The organism is Bacillus cereus group sp. BfR-BA-01383 (assembly GCF_022663495.1).
Taxonomy (GTDB): Bacteria; Bacillota; Bacilli; order Bacillales; family Bacillaceae_G; genus Bacillus_A; species Bacillus_A cereus_AU.
In genome coordinates this window covers 74,399-99,782 of the sequence record NZ_JAKUFP010000011.1, presented here as the reverse complement: position 1 = coordinate 99,782, position 25,384 = coordinate 74,399, and the positions used below count along the sequence as shown (strand labels likewise).

Genomic DNA, 25,384 nt, shown 5'->3' with positions numbered 1-25,384 from the left:
AATTCCTTCTTTCGTCCATTTTTAAGAATAGTTTAGGACATATATAAATCCCAATATTCCTGTAGTTACCAGAGAAAAAAACAAAAAACACCATCTCAAATAAGTGAGGATGGTGCTGTTACAGGAAAAGGGAAACAGAAAACGGAGCTAATAAAAAAACCGCCAAAAAAGGAATATCATAAAAAATGATATCTCTTTTTTGTAGATAGCTCTTCATACATACACGTTTGTATATATGACAGTTCTGTTTCTATTCGAAAACAGCCCCAATTGATAAATACAGAGAAATTTATCGATTTCGGCAACACTTCCTTTCATCTAATTTCATAGACATCTCTGTGTCTCCATTAGAATACTCATAAGTATTGCAACCTCTATCTCACGTTTTAGGCGAGAGTGTTTGAATTATGAAGTTGTTGGTAACATTTGTTTTATAATAATTCAAATTTTTTGAGGAATCAAGTGTTTTATATATTTTTTTTATTCTTTCTTTTTCACAAAGAAGTTTGTGAAAAATATAGCAAAATAAATTCATTGCATGTACATTAAAAATATAGTACTTAGGAGGTGGGAGAATGAGTAAGAAAAAGCCTATTTATGTTGCAACAGAAATGAAAACAACAATGGAAAAACTATGGAAATATACGCAAGAACCAGACATACATACAGAGTGGGATGCTCGCTTTACTGAAATTTCGTATTTAGAGAAAAAAGAAGGAGAACCGCAGCAGTTTTTATATAAAACAAAGATCGGATTCGGACTTGAAATAGCTGGGGAAGGTGAATCGATAGGTGAAATAAGAAAAGAAACTGGTGAAAGAATTTCTTCTTTGAAATTTTGGACAGATAATACATTATCACTTATACAAATAGGGCGTGGTTATTGGAAGTATACACCGAATAAAGAATACATTCATTTTGAAACGCAATATGATTATGACACGAGATTTGGTCGTATAGGAAATGTAATTGATTCATATATTTTTCGACCTTTATTAGGATGGGCGACTGCTTGGAGCTTTGATGCCCTCAAATTATGGTTAGAAAAGGGGCTTCATCCTAGTTTGCTAATTAAAAGAACGATTACGTATTGGCTCGTTTGTTTTTTATTTGCTTTTGTATGGATGTATCAAGGGAGCTTTCCGAAAATAATTTTCACTCATCCAGAAGAGGTGAAGATGCTTTCTGTGATGATTGGTTCAACTGAAAATAGTATTTTGGCTCTTAAAATAATTGGGTGGTTAGAAATTATTTTTGGTGTCATATGGCTATTGCCACTTCCAAAACGAAAATTATTTATATTACATATTTTTATGTTAATAGTCTTAACAATAGTAGCCGGTTTTACGAATATCACAAGCTTTACACAGCCGTTTAATCCAATTACATTAAATATTCTTCTAATAGGTTTATCAATTGTCGGTTATATAAATAGCTTCGATTTGCCAAGTGCAAAAAATTGCAAGAGGACGAGAAAGGGATAAGTGTATGGTTAATATTTATGAGCGATTATTAGGGGATACCTATAAAAAACTGCATCCAGAATTACAGAAGCGGTATGCGATTACAGAAGAAAATAGTTTTACAGGGGAAGGAAAGATGGATGAAATTTACGGTGGCTCTTTTTTTGTTAAATTGATATTGAAAATTGCATCGAAGTTTCGGATGTTTTTCTCAGAGCGGGGAAAGGAAGTTCCATTTACGATACATAATACTGCTGAGCGGGATGAACATGGAAATGAACTTGTGCGGTGGAATCGCACTTTTTATTTTCATAATAAGAAAAGATATTTTAACGCGGTTATGCAGTTGGATGAAAAAGAAAATGAAATTGTAGATTATTTTGGTGAACCACGTATACTCGTTTCTACATTGAATTTTCATATTGATGAGATGGGGGCAATGCATATTTCTTCAAAGAAACAATGGTTTTATATGTTTGGAAGAAAAATCTCTTTACCGAAATTTTTATATGGAGAGGCAAACATTATTGAAAGTTATGATGACGAATTACAATGTTTTCGAATTCATGTACAAGTACGAAATCCGTTAATTGGTTCGCTATTTTCATATAAGGGAACATTTGTGGAAAGGAAATAAACGATATGAGAAATATAATATGGGGGCTTGCTTGTTATATTGTTTTTCTAATATGTGAGTGGTCGCATGTAAATCCTGTTGAAGCAATTATATTATTATCTGTTTTATTATTTATACCAATGTCTTTTTGTATTATTGATAAAAGAACAAGAAATGGGTCGTATTTATTATTTTATAAATACGTATCGTTTTTATATCCGGTCGCAGCAATTAGTGCAATGTTAGCTTTCGTAACAAATCATTATTTCTTTGCGATACTTTGGTTTGTATATACAGGAATCGTGGCGTTATTTGGTGTAAGTAGATTACTAGAAAGAGGATGGAAACCATTAGAAGAAACGGCTGTAGATAGTGCGTTTATTTATTTGTTTTTAGGTGGTTTTTGGTTTTTTGCTTCAGTAGCAAACGTTTCAATTATGAACTTTAGTTCTGACATTGTTTTACTCACAGCTGCCCACTTTCATTATTCGGCGTTTCTATTGCCCTTATCAGTTGGTTTAGTAGGAAGGAAAAGAGAAAAGAGAAGTAAAGTATATGATGCAATTATGTTTATCATAGTTATTTCACCTATGACAGTTGCGATAGGAATTACATATTCAAGGATATTTGAATTTTTTGCAGTGTTCATATATTTATGTGCTATTTATGGATATGGCATTTACGTTTGGAAAGCGAAATTTAATTCTATCACTGCAAAGGTTCTCTTAATTATTTCGTCTAGTACGCTCATGGTCACAATTATGTTCTCACTTATATACTCATACGGAAATTTGAAACAAGTAATGACGATTACAATTGCTCAAATGGTTTGGATTCACGGTGTTGTAAATGGAATTGGAGTAGCGTTACCAGCATTTGTCGGTTGGATAATTGAAAAGAGTGTTCCAAATTATAAATACTACGGGAAACCAATGAGTCAATTAAGAGGAAAAGTGACGATTGGTGGGGCATTTTTACATAGTAGAAATTTAGTGGATAGTAAGGAATACAATGGTCTAGTTGATAAAATGAATTATTTTCATAGTGAAGCATTTGATGCGACGAAGATTCCTGTAAGTATTATTCGTTTTTATGAAAATACAACAGCGTTTGAGTTGCAATCGAATATTCGATGGGCTCGTTGGTTCCATCCATTTGCATTTTTTTATGAGAAAATGAGTAAGCGTGTAGGACAAATACATTTAGGAATGGGCGGCAAGTGGGAAACGATGCATGGCTCTATCGTTGGTGTAATAGATGCGAAAGATGGAAGAGAGAACGTAAGGGCTTGGTTAAGAAAAAATGAAGCAGGAGAGTCTATTTTTTTAGCTCTTTATTCAAAGCATACACATAAGAACGAGACATATATGAATATTGCATTGCCCTTACCATATTCGAATATGACAGGTGTTTTGAAATTATGTAATGATAATCATGATTTAATCATTACTAGTAAGTTAAGAGAAAATGGTAGAGGAGACGAAGGGATTTATTTGCACACTCGTTTCTTTACAATACGATTACCGTTAGCAGAGACTTTTATCATTAAAGAGAGCGCGGATCACACTTTAACTGCGCACCATAAAATGTGGCTATTTGGAATGGAGTTTTTACATATTCATTATAAGATTAACAAAATGGAGAAGAAATAAGAAAAGCTTGGAGAAATTTCCAAGCTTTTTTTCGTATGAGTAATTGTTAAAGTGTCATGCATCATGTCGTCTAGGAAATATAGCTGATTGAGATGTTTTATATTATTACGTTGAATGATACGCGTAAAGTATACGTATTGTTCTGGAGCATAATGTAGACATTTTAAATGTTTTGGAATTTTTACCATAACATCAATCATTTTGTATATAATTAAAAGTATAATAGTTTGAATTTTTTGTATTATCCGTAGGGTATTAGGGGTATCGGAAAAGAGGAGAGAAACATGCAAGGGGAAGTACAAACAGAAAAAGGTTTAGGGTATGTTGGCAAATTACTATTGCCAGTTAAAGTGTCAAGGCATTTTAAGTTTTTGTGGATTGGACAATTGCTTTCAACTTTAGGGAGTTCTATAACAATGGTTATTTTGCCAGTCGTTGTTTACTCATTAACTGGTTCAACAGTCGTAATGGGAATGACTATGGCAATGTACATGCTACCAAATATTCTTGCTTTACCGTTTGCAGGGTTAGTTGTAGATCGAATTGACCGAGTAAAATTAATGTTACTTACAGATATAATCCGCTCTATATTAATGCTATTACTTGCATCGCTTATATTTATGGATTTGTTAACGATTACACTTTTATATGTCCTCGTTGCATTATACGGACTTATGGAAGGAATATTTCAGCCGGCCTATTCTGCTGTGAGGGCGAAAGTATTCGTACCTGAAATTCGTAATGCAGCTAATGCATTAACGCAAATGAGTAATCAAGGAATACGGTTAATTGGACCAGCCCTTGGTGGATTAATCGTTTCAGTTACATCTGCGGGAATAGGATTTGGACTAGATGCAGCAACGTACTTATTATCATTTTTATGTTTATTATTTTTAAAAGAAATTAAGTTTAAAAAAGTAAAATCGATTGAAAGGAATAAGGTCGATTATAAAAAAGAGTTTATGGAGGGCGTTTTAGTTTTAAAAAGCCATCCATGGCTGTGGATTACAATTTTAGTCTTTTCTTTCGTTAACATTTGTTATGCAGGTATTATCGTCGTATTAATTCCATGGTTGTTTAATGTGCATCATCATTTTGAGGCTTACGTGTATGGTTTGGGCATGGCATCTTCTGGTGGTGGGGCTGTAATTGCCGCACTAATATTTGGCGGGAGGGAACAATGGCATAAAAGAGGATTACTTGCCTATGGAGGTGTTTTAATTAGTGGCATCGTGCTATTAATTATGCCCTTCATTTATTGGGCGCCTGCTTTAATATTCTTAATGGCAATTGAAGGATTCGGTATGATGATATTTGGGCTCATATGGGAAACGAGTTTACAAGAACTCGTACCGGAAGAAGCATTTGGAAGAGTGGCAAGTCTTGATATGTTAGGTTCTTTCGCTTTATTGCCATTAGGATATGTGGTTGTTGGTTGGTTAGCGAATGTAATAGGTGGTGAGGTAACTATATTAATACTAGCTCTACTAGTAATCATTACAATTGGAATTGCACTATCTGTTCCAAGTATTCGCAAATTTGATTAATTATATGGGCTGAAATGAAAGGAGGTATCGTATATGGTTGAAGATAATCTCAATGATTTTTTAGTATCGGAATTAGAAGGTGAATATGTTTTGAAAGAAAAGGTATTTGACGCGAAGAATTTCACTGTATATATTGCAACTCCTGTTGATAATAAAATAGAGTATGACCGGCTTATCTTAAGGAAGCATCTTGCTAATAAAGAGCCTTCTATACATATTTGGAAAACAGGTATTTGTAAGCAAGCAACGAAAATGGAAATTGCAAAAGAAGTGACAGAAGCAATCCAATTGGGTTTCATAAATAAAGACTAAGCCATAAAGTAGGACTTAGTCTTCATTAAATACAAATGTTTGTTTCATTTTTTTTCCTTCATTTACGGGATGACCGTTGTAAGAGAAATTCTTTTCTTCCCAAGTAATAACAACTTTAAAATTATGGCTATTAAAGTCTAATGGGAATACCATGTAGTCAAAGCTCGTATGACTTTTGGAAACGTTTATATTGGATGTAGTAGGTTTTAAGGTAGGAATGTTATCAAGTATTTCCACAGATACATTGTATACGTCATTACCGATGTTTTTTACGAGTAAACGATACGTATCATATACGCCTTGTTTTGGCTGGATGGCTTGCTTGTTTACGTTGTGAGATTCGTCAATTTCAATATACCATTGTTTAGACTGTGAAGAAATTGGTAGTGATGGAAATGTGTAAGCGTTAGCTTGCATTGGTAGTACTACACAAATAAGCACAAAGAGAGAGAATATTTTTCGTTTCATTTTTAGAGAACTCCCATTCTGTAACGGATTTATTTGTTATTATCTTCTCTTCGCGAGAGGATATACCATATAATATAAGGTGGAGTGTTATGTATATCGGGTTAGGAATCATTATCTTATTCGCTACGCTTATATTTGGCGTAATTGCGTATGTAGTAAGAAAGGATAAATTTGTTTTAATATGCCGCTAAATACGTCTTATATTGTAGGTGCGGTTATTACAGTTATTTTAACTGCTATATTCTTTATGAAAGCTGTGTAGAGATTTTTCTACACAGTTTTTTAGGGTATGAAAAAATTCCCAGAAAACATGTTAAAATAGTATTGTCATACAACAAGGGGGATTTGTTTTATGGAAAATGGACATCTTACTAAAATAGATTTAACGAAAAGAATAGAATCAAAATCTAAGTATAATAGGAAACTTGAAAAATACCAAAGACGTTTATTAGCACTTCAGCAAATTTTAAAAGAAGAAAAAATTGCGGTTATGCTCGTTATGGAAGGCTGGGATGCAGCTGGAAAAGGTGGAGCAATTAAGCGAGTGACGGAGCATCTTGACCCACGCGGTTTCCAAGTAACTCCAATTGGAGCACCTGCCCCTCATGAAAAACGTTACCATTATTTGCAGCGTTTTTGGAGGAAACTTCCTCAGTACGGGCAAATTACTATTTTTGATCGTTCATGGTACGGTCGTGTATTAGTTGAACGCATTGAAGGTTTTGCTACAAAGGAAGAGTGGACGAGAGCGTATGATGAAATTAATGATTTCGAAAAATTATTAACAGATGATCATTACATAATAGGGAAGTTTTTCTATCATATTAGTAAAGACGAACAGTTGAAGAGATTTAAAGAAAGAGAGAACAACCCTCTTAAAAGATGGAAAATTACAGATGAAGACTGGCGTAATCGTGAAAAGTGGGACGAGTATGTTGAAGCAATGGAAGACATGTTTGAAAAAACAAATAAGCAAAATGCGAAATGGAATATTATCGCGAGTAATGATAAATTATATGCTCGTTTGAAAACATTGAAAGTAATTATTTCATTGATTGAGGATTATTTCATAGAGCATAACATAGAATTACCTACTTATTATTATGAAATAAAAGAGGGCAAGAAAAAGAACGTGGAATCTATGCGAGATGTAGGAGTTAAATAGTAAAAGACTTTTATGTAATGTATGAAGGAGAGCTATCCGATAAGTTGGTCAAACCAAATTATCGGATAGTCTTTTTATTTACACTAGTATGGAGTTATAATCTGGGTTTAGTTCATTAAACTTATGACTATAATGCCTCTTATTATTAAAACTAACAAAATCAATTCCGATGAAAGTCTTTAAATTTTGTATCTTTCTAGTAGTGTTAAGTTTATAGGGGCTTGTGGTTCTTCTATGGATAAAGATTTTTAGTTTTTTAGATATAAAGGAACGAATGAAAAATGACATTGAATATGTAACGTTAAACATAGTACATTAACAAGGGGACTTAATTTCAAAAGGAGGGTGAGGAAATGCTAGATAAAGCGAGTGCTTTAATAAGCAATCGTATGTATACAGAAGAAGAGCAACAAAGTCTATATAAACGAACGTTAATAATTGTAAGCATTTCACAAATGTTCGGCGGGGCAGGATTAGCTGCTGGTATTACGGTAGGTGCACTTCTTGCGCAGCAAATGCTTGGAACAGATGCATATGCAGGATTGCCGACTGCCATGTTTACATTAGGATCTGCGTTAGCTGCATTCATAGTAGGGAAACTTTCGCAGCGATATGGACGTCGGATTGGACTTGCAACAGGATTTATAGTAGGGGGAATTGGGGCAATTGGAGTTGTATTGGCTGCTTTAACAAATAGTATTATTCTTTTACTTATTTCTTTACTTATATATGGTGCAGGTACAGCTACAAATCTACAAGCTCGTTATGCTGGTACAGATTTAGCGAATAAGAAGCAACGAGCAACTGCTGTTAGTATTACGATGGTTATGACGACTTTCGGTGCAGTAGCAGGTCCAAACTTAGTAGGAGTAATGGGAGAGTTTGCTCATTCAATTGGCGTTCCTGAACTGGCTGGGCCATTTATATTATCGGCAGCAGCATTTATACTTGCTGGTCTTGTCCTATTTGTTATGCTTCGTCCAGATCCGTTACTTATTGCTAACATGATAGAAACATATAAACAAGAACATACATATAAAGGGCAACCAGTAACAGAAGAAGCGAAAGAAAATAAACGAGGTATTACTGTTGGAGCAATCGTAATGATACTTACACAAATAGTGATGGTTGCGATTATGACAATGACGCCAATTCATATGGGACACCACGGCCATGGATTAAGTGCAGTAGGTATTGTAATTGGTTTTCATGTAGGTGCAATGTATCTTCCATCTCTCGTTACAGGAATGTTAATTGATAAAATTGGCCGAACTACGATGAGCATAGCTGGGGGGGTAATTTTACTTGCGGCGGGTGTCATAGCTGCGATAGCACCGAGTGATTCTTTAATACTATTAATCGTTGCTCTTTCTTTGCTTGGCTTAGGCTGGAACCTCGGATTGATTAGTGGTACGGCACAAATCGTTGATTCCACAACTCCTTCTACTCGTGCAAAAACACAAGGGAAGATAGATGTTTTTATTGCACTAGCCGGGGCTTCAGGTGGAGCGATGTCAGGCATGGTAGTAGCAAATTCCAGTTATGCCGCATTATCATTAGCGGGAGGAGTATTGGCATTATTGCTAATTCCTGTTGTGATATGGGCTCGGACAGGTAAATAAAATTAAGATAAAAGAAGCTGCATTCAAAGAGAGGTAACCAATCTTTGAATGCAGCTTCTTTGCGATTAACTAATAGTTTAACTGGAATCGTTGATATATTCTGAGTTGTGATAGATATATTCGGAAAATCGTTGATATATTGTGATTTTGATAGATAAATTCAGAAAATCGTTGATATGATTTCATTTACCGTAATGTTAGTTGTATAAAAGAAAATTTCGGTCCTTCATTCCGGTTCTTTGCACAATCTATTCTTCATTCGTATGGACTATCTCTTCTAAATCGTTATTAGACAATATTTGATTTGGAACATAAGTACCGATTGCGGTAATACGTGATTTAGAATTCATAGGAACATCTCCTTAATTTTCATAACTTGATACTAATATCAATACAGACCCTTATTTTATTGAAACGACAATATTTTAATTGCTACAGAGGAAATTGGCGAATGATGTGAAAATAATATATGGGAGCTTTTAAAATTGATAATGAAGGGATTTGAGCCCCTTGAAAAGAATTTTGCATATGTTGCCTGTTGTCGTTATTTGTAGCTTTATTCTTATTGTTTTTCCAAATAAGTCTTATGCTTGTGATTGTATCAACGTATCAGCAGAAGATGCATTTCAAAAAAACGATGTAGTGTTTGAGGGGAAAGTAATTGAGGTTGGAAGAAAGGAAGGGGTTGGAATTGAAGTATTATTTGAAGTGAAGGGAATTTGGAAAGGGACAACTTCTTCGCAAATTATTGTATATACAAATGGTGGTGATTGTGTGTTTCACTTTGTAGAGGGAGGAGAGTACTTAGTATATTCTTCTCAAAGAGGATCAGAAAAACAATTACACACACATAGTTGTAGTAGAACGAAGAGATTAGATGAGGCAGGGGCGGACAAAGTGGCTTTAAGTCAAATTGCAAAAGAATCTATTCCAACGAAGAAAGTGGATTTAAAAGGTGAGATGGTGAACGGTTTAAGTTGGTGGCAAGTTGCTATCCTTTCCGTTGGTCTATTGTTGATCATTGCTTTTGTTATTTTTGTTGTGAGAAGAACTCGCAAAAAATGACGATTAAAGTAAAAATATAAAGATTTTCTTTCGCGTGATGTAGGTTGTTAAACCTTGTGAAAGCGAATTACTTATGCTACACTTTATGTAACTTAAAATGAACGGAGGGGCTTCCTTTGATCTTAATCAGATTACGTCTCAATACTTTGTGCCAATAATTGAATAGCGCTCAAAGGCTCTGTCTGTGTACAGAGTGAACGGGATTGGTCTGCCTATTTTAAAGGAACCCTTTATTAAGCTTATATGTGAAAAAGAGGGAGGGACGAATACGCCCTCTTTTTGTTTTGCCTTTATAAATAGAATGGGATCGTATAGGTGAACACTTGTTGTGGATACGTATATTATCTTGGGACTTTTTTACTATGAGATAGGATGAAAGCATAGCTTTCTTCTATTTCTTTGGTGAACCCTTATCCGTTTACGAAAACACAGGCAGTGACCTGTGTTTTTTATTTTGCGTAATCGAAATGGAGGAATAAATATATGGAAGAATTATTACAAAGAGCAGTTTTAGTTGGAGTAAATTTAGGTAATGAAGATGATTTTGCGTATTCGATGGAAGAATTAACAAATCTTGCAGAAGCTTGTGATGTAGAGGTAATGGGGCAAGTGACGCAAAATTTACAACGAGTAAATCCATCGCATTATATTGGAAAAGGAAAGATTGAAGAAGTAGCAGCTTATGTAAATGAAATAGATGCGAATATGGTCATCTTTAATGATGAGCTATCTCCTTCACAAATCCGAAATTTAGAAGAAGATTTAGATTGTAAAGTTATTGATCGTACCATTTTAATTTTAGATATTTTTGCGCAACGTGCGAAAACGAAAGAAGCGCAGCTACAAGTAGAAGTAGCACATCTTCAATATATGATGCCTCGCTTAATCGGTCTTCGTGAATCGTTAGGAAGACAGAGCGGCGGCGTTGGTACGAAAAATAAAGGTGTCGGTGAGAAGAAATTAGAGTTAGACCGTCGTAAAATTGAAGAACAAATTTCAGTTTTAAATAAAGATTTAGAAGCGCTTGTTGCCCAGCGTCAAACGCAGCGAAAGCAACGAAAGAAAAATGAAATTCCTGTTGTTTCATTAGTTGGATATACAAACGCAGGGAAATCAACAACGATGAATGCGATGCTTGAAATCTTTAATGGTACTGTAGAAAAACAAGTATTTGAAAAAGATATGTTATTCGCGACGTTAGAGACATCTGTGCGAAATATTGATTTGCCAGATAATAAATCGTTTTTATTAACAGATACAGTTGGATTTGTAAGCAAATTACCACATCATCTTGTGAAAGCATTCCGTTCAACGCTAGAAGAAGTGGCGGAAGCAGACTTACTTATTCACGTTGTAGATTATGCAAACCCAAATTATGAACAGTTAATTGATATTACTAATGAAACGTTAAAGAAAATTGGAGTAGAAAATATCCCGACGATTTATGCTTATAACAAATCAGATATGGTAGATGTTGAAATTCCGAAAGTACAAGAAGATCGCGTGTATTTATCTGCGAAGAAACATGTTGGAATTGAAGAGCTTGTAGAAATGATTCGCTCACACATCTATAAAGAGTATACGAAGTGTGAAATGTTAATTCCGTATGATCAAGGACAGGTAGTCTCGTATTTCAACAATCATGCACACGTTTTATCTACGAGTTATGAAAACGAAGGTACAAAAATTGAACTAGAATGTAAGACGAGTGATTACGAAAAGTATAAGCGTTTTGCTATTTAATAGAAAAGGCGATTCTAATCTGTTTTTAGGATCGCCTTTTTTTATTCTTTAGAGGCCCATTTATAAGAATAAATTCCTGCAAATGGACGAATAACAACACCTTTTACTGTTGGGCGTTCTAAATATACAAGCCCTGATTGGAAGATTGGAGCGATAGCTGCATCATCTTCAAGTAATATTTTCTCTGCATCTTGGAACGCTTTCCAACGTGCTGGTAAGTCAGTTGCTAAAGTAGAACTCGTTTTTTCAATTAATTCGTCGTATTGTTTGTTTGAATAGCTCATTTTATTAAAAGGTCCATCTGTGACGAACATATTTAAAAATGTTGTAGGATCAGGATAGTCTGGTCCCCATGTTGAAAGTGAAATTTCAAAGTCACCATTTTCTTCACGATCTAAAAATGCTTTTACTGGAAGTGGTTGTAATGTGATTTGTAATCCAGGTAAGTTTTTCTCAAGTTCACCTTTTAAAAACTCACTAATTTTTTTATCGTTAGACTCGTCTGTTGTAATGATTGAAAGAGAAGCGTTTTGTAAATTAGTTTCTTTTTTCGCAGTCTCCCATAGTTTTTTTGCTTCTTTCACATTTGTTTCTACTTTTACATTGCTTGTACTGCGAAAATCTTTATTGTCAGGTCCTTTTACAAATCCTTTTGGAACAAATGCATTCGCAGGTATAGAGCCATTATTTAAAATCGTTGTTGCGATTCCTTGTTTATCAAAAGCAAGCGAAATAGCTTTTCGAGCGTTTTTGTTTGCTAATAAAGGATTCTTTTGACTAAATCGGAAAAATGTTACGGAAGGACGCTCCATTTTCTTTAAACTCGGATCCTTTTGATATTTATCAACAAACTCTGAATTAATCGTAATACGGTCTACTTGTTTACTTTCGAATAAATTAACAGCTGTTGAAGTATCTTTTACGATATTTACATTGATTTCATTCAAATTTACATTTTTATTATCCCAGTAGTTCGGGTTTTTTGTCATTTTGTAACTTGTATCATGTTTCCATTCGCTTAATTGAAACGGTCCGTTATAAACAACATTTGCAGCTTCAAGTCCGTAATTTTTTCCTTGTGCTTCTACTACCTTTTGATTTTGAGGATAAAATGTTGCGAATCCCATTAAACCTAAAAAGTATGGTACAGGGTGCTCTAACTGCACTTCTAACGTTTTATCGTCAATTGCTTTTACACCAAATGAGTCGATTGGCAATTCTTTTTTATTTATTTTTTCCGCGTTTTTAATATCAAACATAATGTGTGCGTATTCAGAAGCAGTTTCTGGATTTACGGCACGTTTCCATGCATATTCAAAATCGTGAGCAGTAACGGGATCACCATTTGACCATTTTGAATCGTGTAATGTAAATGTATAAGTTTTTCCGTCTTCACTTAATTTATACGATTCAGCCGCTCCTGGCACGGGTTTGTTATCTGGTCCAGGCATATATAATCCTTCCATTACGTTGTTTAATGCAGCGTAAGAAAACCCATCTGTTGCGATAGATGAATCAAGTGTAGAAATTTCCCCAGATTCTACAATGTTTAATACTTGTTTTGAAGATTCCTTTTTCTTTTCTCCGGTAGTTGTTGCCTCTTGTTTTTGACCACATGCTGTCAAAAACATAGATAATGTAATAGAGAGTGCAACGATTCCCTTTGTTTTTTTCTTCATAGTTGTCATCCTTTCCTTCATCTCTGCCTTAGTATAAAAGAAAATATAGAAAATTTCTATAAATAAATCCGATAAAACATATAGAAAAAATATATTTTTATATGAAGTTGTATTTCTGGAAAAAGAAATGAAACCAGTATAGAATAGAAATGTTTCAAAAGTCAGAATTTCCCCCGCTATTTACGGGCAGTAAGATTCCCACCTAAAAATTCGGCGAATGCGAGGAAGTTAGGGGGGAGATAACTGCCCGTAAATGCCTGATTGGTGAAGGCTAATAAGCCCCCCACTGATTAAAGTTTCACTTTATTACACCTACTGTAATAAAAATATATTTTGTACAGGAAGGAGAAATACACGTATGCAGGCAGTTTCGCAAAAAAATACAGTAGAAACACCGACGATATATCGAATATTGTTTGCGATTAGTTTCGGACATTTTTTGAATGATTCGATGCAAGCAGTTGTGCCAGCGTTGTTTCCTATTTTGGAAAAAACGATGAATTTATCCTATATGCAAGTAGGGTGGATTGCCTTTGCATTAAATATGACTTCATCGATTATGCAGCCGGTTTTTGGTATGTATTCGGATAAGAAGCCGTCACCATTTTTGTTACCGCTCGGTATGTTTTCGAGTATGCTTGGGATGATTGGGCTCGCGTTTGCCCCGAATTTTATTATTGTTATTATTTCTGTTTTATTTATTGGATTAGGTTCTGCAGTCTTTCACCCTGAAGGTGCCCGAGTTGCTTATATGGCAGCAGGTGCCAAACGTGGTTTAGCACAAGCGATTTATCAAGTGGGGGGAAATACAGGGAATTCTCTAGCTCCTATTTTTACAGCGTTAATTTTCGTTCCGCTCGGTCAAATTGGTTCTTTAGGGTTTACAGCTTTTGCAGCGGTAGGAATCGTATTATTAATTTCCGTATCAAAATGGTACAAAAATGAATTAGCGACTGGCGCTGTAAGAAGGAAAAAGAGGGCTGCGCTTGAGGCTGAAAATGCGATTGTAAGTACGCACATTAAATTTGTTATTATACTTCTTGTTTTTCTAACATTCGTACGTTCTTGGTACGGTGCTGGCATCGGGAATTTCTATCAATTTTATTTAATAGAGCATTACGATTTATCTATAAAAAATGCACAGTATTTCGTCTTTGCTTTTATGGTTTCTGGTGTATTAGGTACTTTCTTTGGTGGTCCGTTAGCAGATCGATTCGGTAAGAAAAAGATAATTGTATTTTCAATGCTCGGTTCAGCGCCACTTGCGCTTTTACTACCTCACGTTTCGCTCGTGTGGGTAGTACCGTTATTTTTATGTATTGGTTTTATTAGTTCAAGTAGTTTTAGTGTAATTGTTGTTTACGCCCAAGAACTTGTCCCAGGGAAAGTAGGGATGGTATCAGGATTAATTGTTGGTCTTGCTTTTGGCCTTGGAGCATTAGGTGCTGTAGTTCTTGGGAAATTAGCTGATATGTATAGTCTTCAGTTTATTATGCTATTATGTAGTTGTTTACCATTAATTGGACTAACTTCATGGTTACTGCCAAATGATAAGAAAACGATAGAATAGGAGATGCGCTATGAAAGTATGTGAAAACGTTACAGAATTAATAGGAGATACACCTGTCGTTCGATTATCTAAATTTATTCCAGAAGACGCAGCGGATGTATATGTGAAATTAGAAATGTTTAATCCGTCTCGCAGTGTGAAAGATCGTGCAGCTTATAATTTACTGCACGTTGCGGAGGAAAATGGTCTCATAAAACCAGGAGATACAATTATTGAACCGACGAGTGGGAACACTGGAATTGGTTTAGCGATGAATGCAGCTGCTAAAGGGTATAAGACGATTTTAATAATGCCAGACAATATGTCAAAAGAACGGATAAATTTATTAAAAGCATATGGTGCAGAAGTAGTATTAACACCGGCGGAACAAAGAATGCCAGGAGCAATTGCGAAGGCGTTAGAACTACAAAAGCAAATCCCGAATAGTTTTATTCCGCAACAATTTGAAAACCCAGCTAATCCGAATATTCATCGTTATACGACTGCACTCGAAATTTATGAACAAATGGATGGAGAGCTTGATGCATTTGTAGCAACTGCTGGAACGGGCGGGACTATCACAGGGACCGGTGAAACTTTAAAAGAGAAACTACCAAACTTATATATTGCAGTAGTAGAACCGAAAGGATCCCCAGTGTTATCTGGAGGTGTTCCAGGCCCTCATAAACTAGTAGGAACAAGCCCAGGGTTTATTCCAAAAAACTTAAATACAGAAGTGTATAACGAAATTATTCAAATTGCAGATGAAGAGGCTTTAACTACAATGAGGAACTTAGCAAGACAAGAAGGATTACTAGTAGGGCCATCTTCAGGGGCTTCTGTGTACGCCGCAATTATGATAGCAAAGCGTCTAGGAGTGGGAAAAAAAGTTTTATGTATTGCACCTGATACAGGAGAACGTTATTTGAGCATGGGATTATTTGAATAAAAGTGATAGAAACACCTTAATAGTCATTATTAAGGTGTTTATTTTAGGTTGTTAAGAGGGGGAGAATGACAATGGAATTATTAAAACCAATACATGAATATAGTGGAGAAATTATGGAGTATCAGCAGGCATTTTTAGATGCAGGAGAACAACCACACGGTAGTAGTTCTTTACAAAATTTTGATTCTCTTGATGAATGGTTTGAAAAAGTGAGTATACAAGAAATAGGAAAAAACTTACCACGCAATCGAGTACCCTCTAGTCAATTTTTAAGTTTTGAAAAAGAAGAACTTATAGGTTTTGTGAATATTAGACATCGATTAAATCCAGAATTATTGCTGGAAAGCGGTCATATCGGTTATAGTGTTCATCCGAATAAACGTCGCCAAGGTTACGCTACGAAGCAACTGCAACTTTCGTTGGCTGAGGCACAAAAATTAGGATTGCAGAAAGTGTTAATAACTTGTGATAAATCAAATATCGGTTCTGCTAAAACGATTCAAAAGGTTGGTGGTGTGTTAGAAAATGAAGTTGTTTCTTCTCATACTGGCGAAATTGTTCAGCGTTATTGGATAGAAATTTGATTAAGTATGAATTTGAAAAGGTAATATAATATACAATATCGAAATAGATAAATGAAAAGTAAGGGAAGTACTGCAGTTTTAGGGGGAAATGCAATGGGATTAAAAGAGAAAGCGATAGAAATGGCGGAGATTTATAGGCAAAACCCGAAAGTTGAAGCTATTATTTTAGCGGGCTCTGTAGCAAGAAAATTAGAAGATGAACATTCAGATATTGAATTACATATTTTATGGTCAGCGCCGCCAGAGGATGAGGATCGTAAAGGGCCTATTAACCATATTGGTGGCACTATTTTGTCATATCATCCTTACGAGGAAGAAGAATGGTCGGAAACGTATTTGACGAAAGAAGGAATTAAACTAGAGATTAGTAATTTTTTAACAGTGACCGTAGAAAAGGTTATTTCAGAAGTTGTAGAGCATTATGATATAAATTATGAGAAACAATGTATTGTATCATCCGTTCATGATGGTGTGAGTTTGTATGGAGAAAAGAAAGTGAATGAATTAAAAGATAGAGTGGCGGTGTATCCAGAAGAACTAGCGAAACGAATGATTTCAGAAAACCTTTGGTTAAGCAATCGTTGGCATAATCGAGAAGCACTTTTGAAACGAAAAGATTGGCTTATGCTTTATGATGTTATTTGTGAAGTGCAAAGGAAAATATTTGGTGTCTTGTTTGGAATGAACCGAATGTACGTGCATCATCCTGCATTTAAATGGATGCCATATAATGTGGAACAAATGACTATCAAACCTGAAAATCTATATGGGCGTATGACGAATACATTAATAGGGAGTCCAGAGTATAGCGTGCGAGAGTTAGAAGTACTAATCGAGGAAGTATTACATTTGGTAGAACAATATGCCCCAGAGTTAAATATTGCTGAACAACAAAAGCATATTCAATATGTGAAGTAAAAAACAAGAGATGTAACAACGAGTTACATCTCTTGTTTTTCTATTTTACTAACTTTCCTAATACGGGTAAACGTTGAATACGATTACCGAGAATATGCGAAGCAAGTCCACTCGTTAATACGAATAATAGATAAACAAGTCCTCCTGCTGCGGCGCATATAAATACAATAATTAGTGATTCTATATAAGATTGGCCAGGAATAATCCAACTTATAAATATTCTTAATGCGATTACAACAGCAGACATTGCTGCGGAGTAAATTGTAATAAGAAGTACTGTTTTTGCTGTTTCGCCAATTTTAAATTTCGCAAACTTAACGATGCAGTACAGCATAATAATATTTGAAACGAGATATCCAAGAATTGTTCCAAGTACAGCACCATGTCCACCGAATAAATGTAAGAGCGGTGTGTTCACTAAAACCTTAACGAGAATACCGGCTGAGAATGCAATCATTGTTTTTCTTTGATAATCAATTCCTTGTAATATAGCTGCTGAAACTGTGAAAATCGCACTTAATATAGCAGACGGTGCAAATGAAATTAAATATTGTGATCCACCAAGTGCAATTTCAGGATTTACATAAACCATGCGGAATGCATCGTAAGCGATACTAGCAAGACCAAATGCGGCTGGGATAGTGAAGAATAACAATACTTGGAATATCTTTGAAATTTGATCTTGTAATTCTTCTAGTTTCCCGCTTGTGTAAGATTTCGTTATAGCCGGAATGATCGTTAACGAGAATCCAGTTGCAAGTGAAGCTGGAATCATAATCAATTTTTGTGCATAGTTCGTTATATAAGCGAAAACTGCATTCGCTGTTTCTAAAGGCTCTCCCATCGCTCTAAGGACATCAGCTACGGTATATTGATCTACTAACGTATAGAGCGGAATTGCAATACCAACAAATACAATTGGGATTGCATATCGAAGTAATTCCATATAAATATTTTTTAATGGAATATCGGATGCCCTTGACTTTAATTCACTTTCGGGAGGCTTTAATCCGTTATACTTTTTCCAGTACAGCATTAAAATAGAGACGCTGGCAAGTGCCCCGATAACAGCACCAAACGTAGCAACTGCAACAGAAGAGGCTACGGAACCTCCTAATATTTTTGAGACGATGAAGCTACCAACTAAAATGAAAACGACACGTGCGATTTGTTCTACGACTTGAGAAACAGCACTCGGTTTCATATGTTGAAAACCTTGGAAATAACCACGTGTAACACTCATAGCTGGTACGATAATAAGCGCGAAACTTAATGCTCGCATCGTAAGTGTTACGTCGGCGATAAATTGTGGATCTGGCGTTTTCGAGCGAATAATAAATTGTGATATGTATGGTGCTCCAATAAATAAAATTAAAAACCCTAAAAAGCCCATAAACAGCATCAATTTTACGCTCGAGTTATACAATTTTTTACTTGTACTATAATCACCAAGCGCATTATGTTTTGCAACAAATTTGGAGACGGCAATAGGAATACCAGCTGTTGAAAAGCTTAATAAAATACCGTACCAAGAGTATGCATATCCATATAAAGCGACCCCTTGCGTTCCAACTAATAATTGAAAAGGGAAGAAGTATATAAACCCTAAAATACGTGAAATCATTGTGGCACCGCTTAATAAAGCAGTTCCTTTTAAAACTTTTGACGTAGACAAAATTCTTTCCTCCTACTCACGCTATCTTACATTCATCGTATACTACTATAAACCTGCTAGAGAAGTTAATACAGTATAAACCATAAATGTTCTAATACTATTCATTTAAAAGTCATATTTCGAATTTTTAAATAGAATGTACTACATAAAAATTCAAAATATAAGTTGACACTATTTTTAATGTATGATAAAAATGATAGTAATCAATTCGGAAAATAATATTTGGGCAATGAAAGGGTATAGTAGTGAAAATCTCCCTATTTCAGAGAGCTGATGGTTGGTGTGAATCAGTATATAGATTATTCATGAAGTTCGTCCTGGAGCATCTTTCATAAATCTCACATCGTGAGGAAATGAAAGACGGTAGTGTATACCGTTATCAAATAAAGTGGTGAAGATTTTTTCACAACTAGGGTGGTACCGCGATATTTATCGTCCCTACGTATTTACGTAGGGACGTTTTTTATTTAGGTCCTAACTTTGTTGTGGTTTCATAACTAGGGTGGTACCGCGATATTTTATCGTCCCTACGTATTTGCGTAGGGGCGTTTTTTATTTAGGTCTTACTTTTGTTGTATCTTCATAACTAGGGTGGTACCGCGATATTTTTGTCGTCCCTACGTATTTACGTAGGGGCGTTTTTTAGTTGAAGGGAAGTGGTTGTATTAGATCGGGGTGGTAATAGAACGATATGAACATAGACAGATTATAACGAAAAAAGAAATAGAAAAAGAGAGGAGATAAAAAGATGAATTCACAGCAATGGACATCGAAATTAGGTTTCGTATTAGCTGCAGCAGGTTCAGCAATTGGTCTTGGAGCGATTTGGAAATTCCCATATATGGCGGGCATTGGAGGGGGCGGTGCGTTCTTCCTTATTTTCATCGGTTTCACATTATTAATTGGATTACCGCTATTATTAGCTGAATTCGTTATTGGAAGAAGTACACAAAAAGAGGCCGTTGATGCGTACAGAGAGATTGCTCCTAAAACGTTATGGCCGTGGTTAGGTAAATTAGGGATTGTAACTTGTTTCATATTACTTTCTTTCTACAGCGTTGTAGGAGGTTGGATTATATTATACTTATGGAATGCAATTACAGGTAGACTATGGGAAGGTAATGGGGCATACGAAGCTACGTTTGGTGAAATCATTTCCAATCCCTATTTAGCAGTTGGTTCACAGCTATTATTCATCCTTATTACTATTTTTATCGTAAGTAAAGGTGTGCAAAATGGTGTTGAAAAAGTAAATAAATATTTCATGCCAGCATTATTCGTTTTATTCTTTGTATTAATTGTTCGTGCACTTACATTAGACGGTGCTGGAGAAGGAGTTCGCTTCTTCTTACAACCTGATTTCTCAAATGTAACGTCAGAAATTATTTTATATGCAATGGGGCAATCGTTCTTCTCGCTATCAGTTGGTGTAGCAGTAATGGTAACGTATAGCTCATACTTACCGAAAGAAGAAAGTTTACCACGTTCGGCATTTTCAATCGTAGCTTTAACGCTTGTTATTACATTACTTGCAGGGCTTGCGATCTTCCCAGTTGTATTCGCATTTGGAATGGAACCATCTCAAGGGCCAGGGCTATTATTTATCGTATTGCCAGCTATTTTCAGTAAAATGGCGTTCGGAAAATTATTCTTCATCGTTTTCTTATTACTATTCTTCTTTGCTACTATTACATCAGCAATTTCGATGTTAGAAATTAGCGTTGCATCTTTAACTGCAAAAGGTAAAGGGAAACGTGAAAAAATGGCTTTAATCGTTGGATTATTAATCTTCGTTGTTGGGGTACCATCAGCATTATCATTCGGTTTGTTAAGCGATGTGAAACCATTTGGAAAAACAATTTTTGATTTAGCAGATTATACGGTTAGTAACATACTAATGCCACTTGGAGTTTTATTAGTTTCCATCTTTGTTCCTTTAAAAATGAAGAAAGATGTATTAATGAAAGAGCTTGGTGTAAGTAAAAATAAAGGTTATAAATTATTCATATTATGGTTATTCTTACTTCGCTATATTGCACCAATTGCGATTATTATCGTATTCTTAAATGTACTTGGCATTATTTAAAAAGAAAGGTAGCGTATCGTTGTATGATACGCTACCTTTTTATTTTGCTCTTTTTTGCAATTCGTTTACTGTTACGAATTGATAACCCTTTTTAGATAAAGAGTCTAAGATACCTTCAATGGTCTGTAAATTTTCATTAGATTCATCATACATAGAGTGCAATAAAATAATAGAACCAGGTTTTATATTCTTATTGACGTAGTCAATTTTATCAGCGGTAGATTTATAAAAAGTATCAGGTTCAAGGTCCCATGTAATCGTTTCGATATTATTTTGATTTAAATAGTATGGTAGCCCTATTAGCTTCTTACCGTTAGGTGGCCTAAAATCAATTTCGTCTGTAAATCCTGTTTGACGGATTAATGAATTCGTTTTTTCTATTTCTTCTTTAATAAAAGATGGTGTTTTAAAAACCATTCTGTTATGAGAATATGTATGGTTTCCAAGTTGGTGTCCTGATTGAACAATTGCTTTTCCTAATGGTAAATGGTTTTCTAATTCGTTTCCGATAACAAAGAAAGTAGCTTTGGCATTATACTTATCTAAAAGTGGTAATATTTGTTCGATATTTTTTGTAGGACCATCATCAAAAGTTAAAGCAACCACTTTATCATTTGTTTCTATGCGATTTGTCAGCTCACCAAATAATTGAAAGCTTCTTGCGTTCATTAATTTGTATGTTTCGAATAATGCTATAGTAATAATGAATAGTGTAACTATTGTAATGATTAATTTCTTCTTCATAATGCAACCTCACTATACTTTTTGATTGAACTAAAAAGTATTATATCAAACTGCATAACTTGTTGCTTCAAAAAGTATGAAGATGCAAGTAGTGGGAATTTATCATATAATAAAATGAAATCAAAAGGTATATTAGGAGGTGTTTATATGGCGATTACAATTCAATTGCCAGACACTGCAACGTCTCATGCAAAGCCAAGTATGGAAATGGCGATACTTTGCGTGAGGTAGACAAGTAATATACGATTAATCGCCAAAATGAGCTCGTATCATTTTTTATATTTGGCTTTGCACCTTATTGAAATGAACCATAAAAAATAAGGGGCGAGCAGAAATGAAATACGTAAAAGCTGCGACTGTTTTACCGGAAAGTTTAATTGCTGAAATTCAAAAGTATATACAAGGTGAAACAATTTACATTCCAAAACAAGAAACGCAACATTATAAATGGGGTACGCGATCTGGTGGAAGAAAACATCTGGATGAAAGAAATAAAGCAATAAAAGATGCTTTTAAAAGTGGAACTGCCATTCAGCAACTTGCAGAAGAATATTTTCTTTCTGGAGAAACGATTAAAAAGATAGTGTATTCCAAATGAATAAAGCAAAAGAGTCTGGTTCATAAATTATTTTGAATCAGGCTCTTTTTGCTTTGTACGTATTGGATATATGGGGGGGGAATGGGCATGATAATAGCAAAAATGAATCGTATAGAAGTATGAATGGGGATTAAAACGTTATATTTCATATTACAGAAAGGTGAACAACTATGAATCATCTTGGACAAATAACGATAGAACTGTTTTTTGGTTTTTTTATTCTATTGATTGCTACTAAAATATTAGGGAAAACACAAATATCGCAGCTAACGCCTTTTGATTTTATTTCTGCTATTGTTCTTGGAGAACTTGTTGGAAATACTATATATGATCCGGAAATAAAAATATGGTCTATTTTATATGCAGTACTTGTATGGGTAGTGTTAATTTATGCAATAGAAGTAATAACGCAAAAATTTAGAGGAACGAGAAGCTTTTTTGAAGGATCACCTTCAATCATTATCCGTAACGGATATATTGACCGGGAACAACTAAGTTCAAATCATTTGGATATTAACCAATTACAGCAAATGCTAAGACAACAAAAAGATATTTTTTCAATTCGAGAAGTTGAATATATGATATTGGAACCTAATGGAAACATAAGTGTATTGAAAAAAAGTAAATATGAAACTCCTACTATAAATGATTTAAGTTTAAAACATAAGGCCGTATACTTACCCATTTCATTAATTAGTGACGGAAAAGTAGTTAAGGATAATTTGAGGGAAGCGGGATTTGATGAAGGATGGCTTTATAAACAAATAAAGCAAAAAGGGATTACTAAATTTGAGGATGTACTATATGCGGAATGGAAAGCAGATGATGGATTATTTTGTCAGGAAATGAATCGGTAGAAAATAATCAGTGTATGTAATTTTCATTTCTAAGTTATCTTTTACATATCAAAAAACTTAATCATTGTATACAATAAAACTAGATCAACAATTTGTATGGAGTGATAAAGATGGAAGCTTTTATTAGAAGTGATCAATATAATTTTATAAAGTCACAAGCTTATATTTTAGCAAATGGACATGCGACGGCAAATGATAGAGGAGTAATTCAAGCGTTAAAATCACTTGCAATTGAAAAGATAATACATGTATTTGAGAATTTAACGGATGAACAGAAAGAGTTAATTGATACGGTATTAACAGTTCAAAATAGAGAAGATGCAGAATCGTTTTTACTGAAAATAAATCCGTATGTAATTCCATTTCAGGAAGTTACAGCACAAACGTTAAAAAAATTATTCCCTAAGGCGAAAAAATTAAAGCTTCCTGATATGGAAGAACTGGATATGAAAGAATTATCTTATTTAAGCTGGATTGACAAAGGATCAAGTAGGAAATTTATTATAGCGAAAAATGATGAAAATAAGTTTGTTGGTCTGCAAGGAACATTTCAAAGTTTAAATAAAAAAAGCATTTGCTCATTATGTCACGGGCATGAAGAAGTAGGAATGTTTTTAGTTGAAATTAAAGGTGATGTACCAGGAACTTTCGTTAAAAAAGGAAACTATATTTGTAAAGATGGTGTAGCTTGTAATCATAATATGAAATCGCTTGATAAATTGAACGATTTTATTGAGAGATTGAAGAAATAAATAGAAAATCTCTAGTGCTTAAGCTAGAGGTTTTTATTTTTTGAAGAAATAGTAATAGGTTTTTTATAGAGATATATTTATAAAAAGTCAGATCATTTATAATGAAATTTGATAAAAATACCTATTATGATACAGTTGTTTATGCGCAAGAAAGCAAAACATGGATTACATTTTATCGAAAGAAGTGGTGTTAAAAGTGAAGCGGTGTCCTAAAGATATGATAGCGGCGGGTCGTTGTCATACTGTTGGTCTTAAATCGGATGGAACGGTAGTAGCAGTGGGTCGAAATAAAGAAGGAGAATGCAATGTAAGTGGCTGGCGTGATATTGTTGCGGTCGCAGCGGGTAATGTTCATATGGCGACTAACACGGGTAATGCTCATACAATCGGTCTAAAATCTGACAGTAATGTGACAGCAGTGGGCTGGAATAAGCATGACCAATGTGATGTAAACGAATGGCATAATATTGAATCAGTTGCGGCGGGGTGGCGTCGTACCATTGGCCTTAAATCGGATGGAACGGTAGTAGCGGTGGGCCGAAATAAAGAAGGAGAATGCAATGTAAACAGCTGGCGTGATATTGTTGCGGTCGCAGCGGGTGACTGGCATACAGTCGGTCTTAAATTGGACGGCAATGTGACAGCAGTAGGTAATAATCGGTATAACCAATGCAATGTAAGTGATTGGCGCGATATTGTGGCGATAGCGGCTGGTTATCTTCATACAGTTGGTCTTAAACCAAACGGCACGGTAACGGCAGTGGGTAATAATAAACATGGCCAATGCGACGTAAGTGGCTGGCGCGGTATTGTGGCGATAGCGGTTGGCACGAATCATACAATCGGTCTTAAATCAGACGGAACGGTTGTAGCAACGGGTTGGAATGAGTATGGCCAATGTAATGTAAGTGATTGGTGCGATATTGTAGCGATAGCGGCGGGTTGTGCTCATACAGTCGGTCTTAAATCAAACGGAACGGTTGTAGCAGTGGGAAATAATGAATATGGCCAATGTGATGTAGGTAGCTGGCGAGGTATCCGACTGCCGGGTAATTAGTTTTCAATAACAATAAGCTAGGGAATCACTGAAAGAGTTAATGGGTATTGTTTTAGAAAAAGGCTATTTAATTGAATATAGAAAAAGCGTGTTCATGGCAATATAAAACGTATCTTGTAACAACTGATTGATCCAAACATTTTGTCAGTCTAAATATTTGTCGATGGGGAATAAGAATATTTAATTTCCAATAAATCGTCAGTAATATTATTCTATTTCAAGAGTAATTATGGAATAAGATATGTATAAAATGATCAAGCTTATATCTGCTGAATAAGAATTC

22 protein-coding genes, 2 pseudogenes, 1 riboswitch and 1 other annotated feature are annotated in these 25,384 nt (G+C 34.9%); of the genes and pseudogenes, 19 read left to right on the top strand and 5 right to left on the bottom strand.

Features of this window, described 5'->3' with window-relative positions:
- Positions 1-198: 198 nt before the first annotated feature.
- Positions 199-385, bottom strand: a riboswitch (Lysine riboswitch).
- A gap of 190 nt (positions 386-575) precedes the next feature.
- From MR065_RS13125 to MR065_RS13105, 5 genes are all read left to right on the top strand, one after another.
- On the top strand, positions 576-1,484 hold the full coding sequence (locus tag MR065_RS13125; RefSeq protein ID WP_242213960.1) for a DoxX-like family protein: 909 nt from the start codon (positions 576-578) through the stop codon (positions 1,482-1,484).
- A gap of 4 nt (positions 1,485-1,488) precedes the next feature.
- A complete protein-coding gene (locus MR065_RS13120; RefSeq protein WP_242213959.1) occupies positions 1,489-2,100 on the top strand; it encodes a DUF4166 domain-containing protein in 612 nt (203 codons plus the stop codon).
- A 5-nt stretch (positions 2,101-2,105) separates the two neighbouring features.
- The gene (locus MR065_RS13115) at positions 2,106-3,731 is read left to right on the top strand and encodes a YndJ family protein (protein ID WP_242213958.1); all 1,626 of its coding nucleotides are present in this window, start codon (positions 2,106-2,108) and stop codon (positions 3,729-3,731) included.
- Between the two features lie 284 nt (positions 3,732-4,015).
- Positions 4,016-5,278: an MFS transporter gene (locus tag MR065_RS13110; protein WP_242213957.1), complete on the top strand. Its 1,263-nt coding sequence runs from the start codon at positions 4,016-4,018 to the stop codon at positions 5,276-5,278.
- Between the two features lie 33 nt (positions 5,279-5,311).
- Positions 5,312-5,590, top strand: coding sequence for a hypothetical protein (locus MR065_RS13105; RefSeq protein WP_242213956.1), 279 nt, complete (start codon positions 5,312-5,314; stop codon positions 5,588-5,590).
- Positions 5,591-5,605: 15 nt separating this feature from the next.
- On the opposite strand, the gene MR065_RS13100 is transcribed toward MR065_RS13105, so the two are convergent.
- On the bottom strand, positions 5,606-6,058 hold the full coding sequence (locus MR065_RS13100; protein WP_242213955.1) for a hypothetical protein: 453 nt from the start codon (positions 6,056-6,058) through the stop codon (positions 5,606-5,608).
- 169 nt (positions 6,059-6,227) lie between these two features.
- Between MR065_RS13100 and MR065_RS27735 the strand changes: the two are divergent.
- The 3 genes and pseudogenes from MR065_RS27735 to MR065_RS13090 form a co-directional block, all read left to right on the top strand.
- A pseudogene (locus tag MR065_RS27735) lies at positions 6,228-6,320 on the top strand (phosphorylase); the annotation flags it as partial.
- Positions 6,321-6,410: 90 nt separating this feature from the next.
- Entirely contained in the window at positions 6,411-7,223 is an 813-nt protein-coding gene (locus MR065_RS13095) for a polyphosphate kinase 2 family protein (RefSeq protein ID WP_242213954.1), read from the top strand.
- A 353-nt stretch (positions 7,224-7,576) separates the two neighbouring features.
- Complete coding sequence (locus MR065_RS13090; protein ID WP_242213953.1) at positions 7,577-8,845, top strand: MFS transporter; 1,269 nt, start codon at positions 7,577-7,579, stop codon at positions 8,843-8,845.
- A 251-nt stretch (positions 8,846-9,096) separates the two neighbouring features.
- On the opposite strand, the pseudogene MR065_RS13085 reads toward MR065_RS13090, so the two are convergent.
- Positions 9,097-9,195, bottom strand: a pseudogene (locus tag MR065_RS13085) (ketoacyl-ACP synthase III); the annotation flags it as partial.
- A 160-nt stretch (positions 9,196-9,355) separates the two neighbouring features.
- On the opposite strand from MR065_RS13085, the gene MR065_RS13080 reads away from it, so the two are divergent.
- The gene (locus MR065_RS13080) at positions 9,356-9,910 is read left to right on the top strand and encodes a cobalamin biosynthesis protein CbiN (RefSeq protein ID WP_242213952.1); all 555 of its coding nucleotides are present in this window, start codon (positions 9,356-9,358) and stop codon (positions 9,908-9,910) included.
- 483 nt (positions 9,911-10,393) lie between these two features.
- Positions 10,394-11,653: a GTPase HflX gene (gene hflX, locus MR065_RS13075; RefSeq protein ID WP_098768343.1), complete on the top strand. Its 1,260-nt coding sequence runs from the start codon at positions 10,394-10,396 to the stop codon at positions 11,651-11,653.
- 41 nt (positions 11,654-11,694) lie between these two features.
- Here the strand turns inward: hflX and MR065_RS13070 are convergent, their stop codons facing one another.
- Entirely contained in the window at positions 11,695-13,332 is a 1,638-nt protein-coding gene (locus MR065_RS13070; RefSeq protein WP_242213951.1) for a peptide ABC transporter substrate-binding protein, read from the bottom strand.
- A 358-nt stretch (positions 13,333-13,690) separates the two neighbouring features.
- On the opposite strand from MR065_RS13070, the gene MR065_RS13065 reads away from it, so the two are divergent.
- From MR065_RS13065 to MR065_RS13050, 4 genes are all read left to right on the top strand, one after another.
- On the top strand, positions 13,691-14,902 hold the full coding sequence (locus MR065_RS13065; protein ID WP_242213950.1) for an MFS transporter: 1,212 nt from the start codon (positions 13,691-13,693) through the stop codon (positions 14,900-14,902).
- A gap of 10 nt (positions 14,903-14,912) precedes the next feature.
- Positions 14,913-15,830 carry a cysteine synthase A gene (cysK, locus tag MR065_RS13060; protein ID WP_242213949.1) on the top strand — a complete coding sequence of 306 codons (918 nt, stop codon included), beginning with the start codon at positions 14,913-14,915 and terminating at the stop codon, positions 15,828-15,830.
- A gap of 71 nt (positions 15,831-15,901) precedes the next feature.
- Positions 15,902-16,414, top strand: a complete 513-nt coding sequence (locus tag MR065_RS13055) for a GNAT family N-acetyltransferase (protein ID WP_242213992.1) — start codon at positions 15,902-15,904, stop codon at positions 16,412-16,414.
- Positions 16,415-16,507: 93 nt separating this feature from the next.
- Positions 16,508-17,332: a DUF4037 domain-containing protein gene (locus MR065_RS13050; RefSeq protein WP_242213948.1), complete on the top strand. Its 825-nt coding sequence runs from the start codon at positions 16,508-16,510 to the stop codon at positions 17,330-17,332.
- 40 nt (positions 17,333-17,372) lie between these two features.
- Here the strand turns inward: MR065_RS13050 and MR065_RS13045 are convergent, their stop codons facing one another.
- A complete protein-coding gene (locus MR065_RS13045; protein ID WP_097902152.1) occupies positions 17,373-19,007 on the bottom strand; it encodes a putative polysaccharide biosynthesis protein in 1,635 nt (544 codons plus the stop codon).
- A gap of 220 nt (positions 19,008-19,227) precedes the next feature.
- Positions 19,228-19,450: a binding site (T-box leader), on the top strand.
- 305 nt (positions 19,451-19,755) lie between these two features.
- Between MR065_RS13045 and MR065_RS13040 the strand changes: the two genes are divergently transcribed.
- Positions 19,756-21,093: a sodium-dependent transporter gene (locus tag MR065_RS13040; protein WP_242213947.1), complete on the top strand. Its 1,338-nt coding sequence runs from the start codon at positions 19,756-19,758 to the stop codon at positions 21,091-21,093.
- Between the two features lie 39 nt (positions 21,094-21,132).
- On the opposite strand, the gene MR065_RS13035 is transcribed toward MR065_RS13040, so the two are convergent.
- Positions 21,133-21,837, bottom strand: a complete 705-nt coding sequence (locus MR065_RS13035) for a polysaccharide deacetylase family protein (protein ID WP_242213946.1) — start codon at positions 21,835-21,837, stop codon at positions 21,133-21,135.
- A gap of 334 nt (positions 21,838-22,171) precedes the next feature.
- On the opposite strand from MR065_RS13035, the gene MR065_RS13030 reads away from it, so the two are divergent.
- The 4 genes from MR065_RS13030 to MR065_RS13015 all read left to right on the top strand — a co-directional run bounded on the left by MR065_RS13030 (position 22,172) and on the right by MR065_RS13015 (position 25,101).
- The gene (locus MR065_RS13030) at positions 22,172-22,435 is read left to right on the top strand and encodes a CD3324 family protein (RefSeq protein WP_097902149.1); all 264 of its coding nucleotides are present in this window, start codon (positions 22,172-22,174) and stop codon (positions 22,433-22,435) included.
- A gap of 170 nt (positions 22,436-22,605) precedes the next feature.
- Complete coding sequence (locus MR065_RS13025; RefSeq protein WP_098267423.1) at positions 22,606-23,292, top strand: DUF421 domain-containing protein; 687 nt, start codon at positions 22,606-22,608, stop codon at positions 23,290-23,292.
- A gap of 110 nt (positions 23,293-23,402) precedes the next feature.
- Positions 23,403-24,044 carry a FusB/FusC family EF-G-binding protein gene (locus MR065_RS13020; protein WP_242213945.1) on the top strand — a complete coding sequence of 214 codons (642 nt, stop codon included), beginning with the start codon at positions 23,403-23,405 and terminating at the stop codon, positions 24,042-24,044.
- Between the two features lie 160 nt (positions 24,045-24,204).
- A complete protein-coding gene (locus MR065_RS13015; RefSeq protein WP_242213944.1) occupies positions 24,205-25,101 on the top strand; it encodes an RCC1 domain-containing protein in 897 nt (298 codons plus the stop codon).
- Positions 25,102-25,384: the final 283 nt, after the last annotated feature.

Excerpts from the sequence above, each read along its gene's own strand:
- cysK (WP_242213949.1), top strand. The coding sequence starts at position 14,913 with ATGAAAGTATGTGAAAACGTTACAGAATTAATAGGAGATACACCTGTC.
- MR065_RS13020 (WP_242213945.1), top strand. The coding sequence starts at position 23,403 with ATGGAAGCTTTTATTAGAAGTGATCAATATAATTTTATAAAGTCACAA.
- MR065_RS13030 (WP_097902149.1), top strand. The coding sequence starts at position 22,172 with ATGAAATACGTAAAAGCTGCGACTGTTTTACCGGAAAGTTTAATTGCT.
- MR065_RS13100 (WP_242213955.1), bottom strand. The coding sequence starts at position 6,058 with ATGAAACGAAAAATATTCTCTCTCTTTGTGCTTATTTGTGTAGTACTA.
- MR065_RS13070 (WP_242213951.1), bottom strand. The coding sequence starts at position 13,332 with ATGAAGAAAAAAACAAAGGGAATCGTTGCACTCTCTATTACATTATCT.
- MR065_RS13110 (WP_242213957.1), top strand. The coding sequence starts at position 4,016 with ATGCAAGGGGAAGTACAAACAGAAAAAGGTTTAGGGTATGTTGGCAAA.
- MR065_RS13015 (WP_242213944.1), top strand. The coding sequence starts at position 24,205 with ATGGATTACATTTTATCGAAAGAAGTGGTGTTAAAAGTGAAGCGGTGT.
- MR065_RS13050 (WP_242213948.1), top strand. The coding sequence starts at position 16,508 with ATGGGATTAAAAGAGAAAGCGATAGAAATGGCGGAGATTTATAGGCAA.
- MR065_RS13025 (WP_098267423.1), top strand. The coding sequence starts at position 22,606 with ATGAATCATCTTGGACAAATAACGATAGAACTGTTTTTTGGTTTTTTT.
- MR065_RS13105 (WP_242213956.1), top strand. The coding sequence starts at position 5,312 with ATGGTTGAAGATAATCTCAATGATTTTTTAGTATCGGAATTAGAAGGT.
- MR065_RS13095 (WP_242213954.1), top strand. The coding sequence starts at position 6,411 with ATGGAAAATGGACATCTTACTAAAATAGATTTAACGAAAAGAATAGAA.
- MR065_RS13055 (WP_242213992.1), top strand. The coding sequence starts at position 15,902 with ATGGAATTATTAAAACCAATACATGAATATAGTGGAGAAATTATGGAG.
- MR065_RS13125 (WP_242213960.1), top strand. The coding sequence starts at position 576 with ATGAGTAAGAAAAAGCCTATTTATGTTGCAACAGAAATGAAAACAACA.
- MR065_RS13120 (WP_242213959.1), top strand. The coding sequence starts at position 1,489 with ATGGTTAATATTTATGAGCGATTATTAGGGGATACCTATAAAAAACTG.
- hflX (WP_098768343.1), top strand. The coding sequence starts at position 10,394 with ATGGAAGAATTATTACAAAGAGCAGTTTTAGTTGGAGTAAATTTAGGT.
- MR065_RS13065 (WP_242213950.1), top strand. The coding sequence starts at position 13,691 with ATGCAGGCAGTTTCGCAAAAAAATACAGTAGAAACACCGACGATATAT.
- MR065_RS13115 (WP_242213958.1), top strand. The coding sequence starts at position 2,106 with ATGAGAAATATAATATGGGGGCTTGCTTGTTATATTGTTTTTCTAATA.
- MR065_RS13090 (WP_242213953.1), top strand. The coding sequence starts at position 7,577 with ATGCTAGATAAAGCGAGTGCTTTAATAAGCAATCGTATGTATACAGAA.
- MR065_RS13040 (WP_242213947.1), top strand. The coding sequence starts at position 19,756 with ATGAATTCACAGCAATGGACATCGAAATTAGGTTTCGTATTAGCTGCA.
- MR065_RS13035 (WP_242213946.1), bottom strand. The coding sequence starts at position 21,837 with ATGAAGAAGAAATTAATCATTACAATAGTTACACTATTCATTATTACT.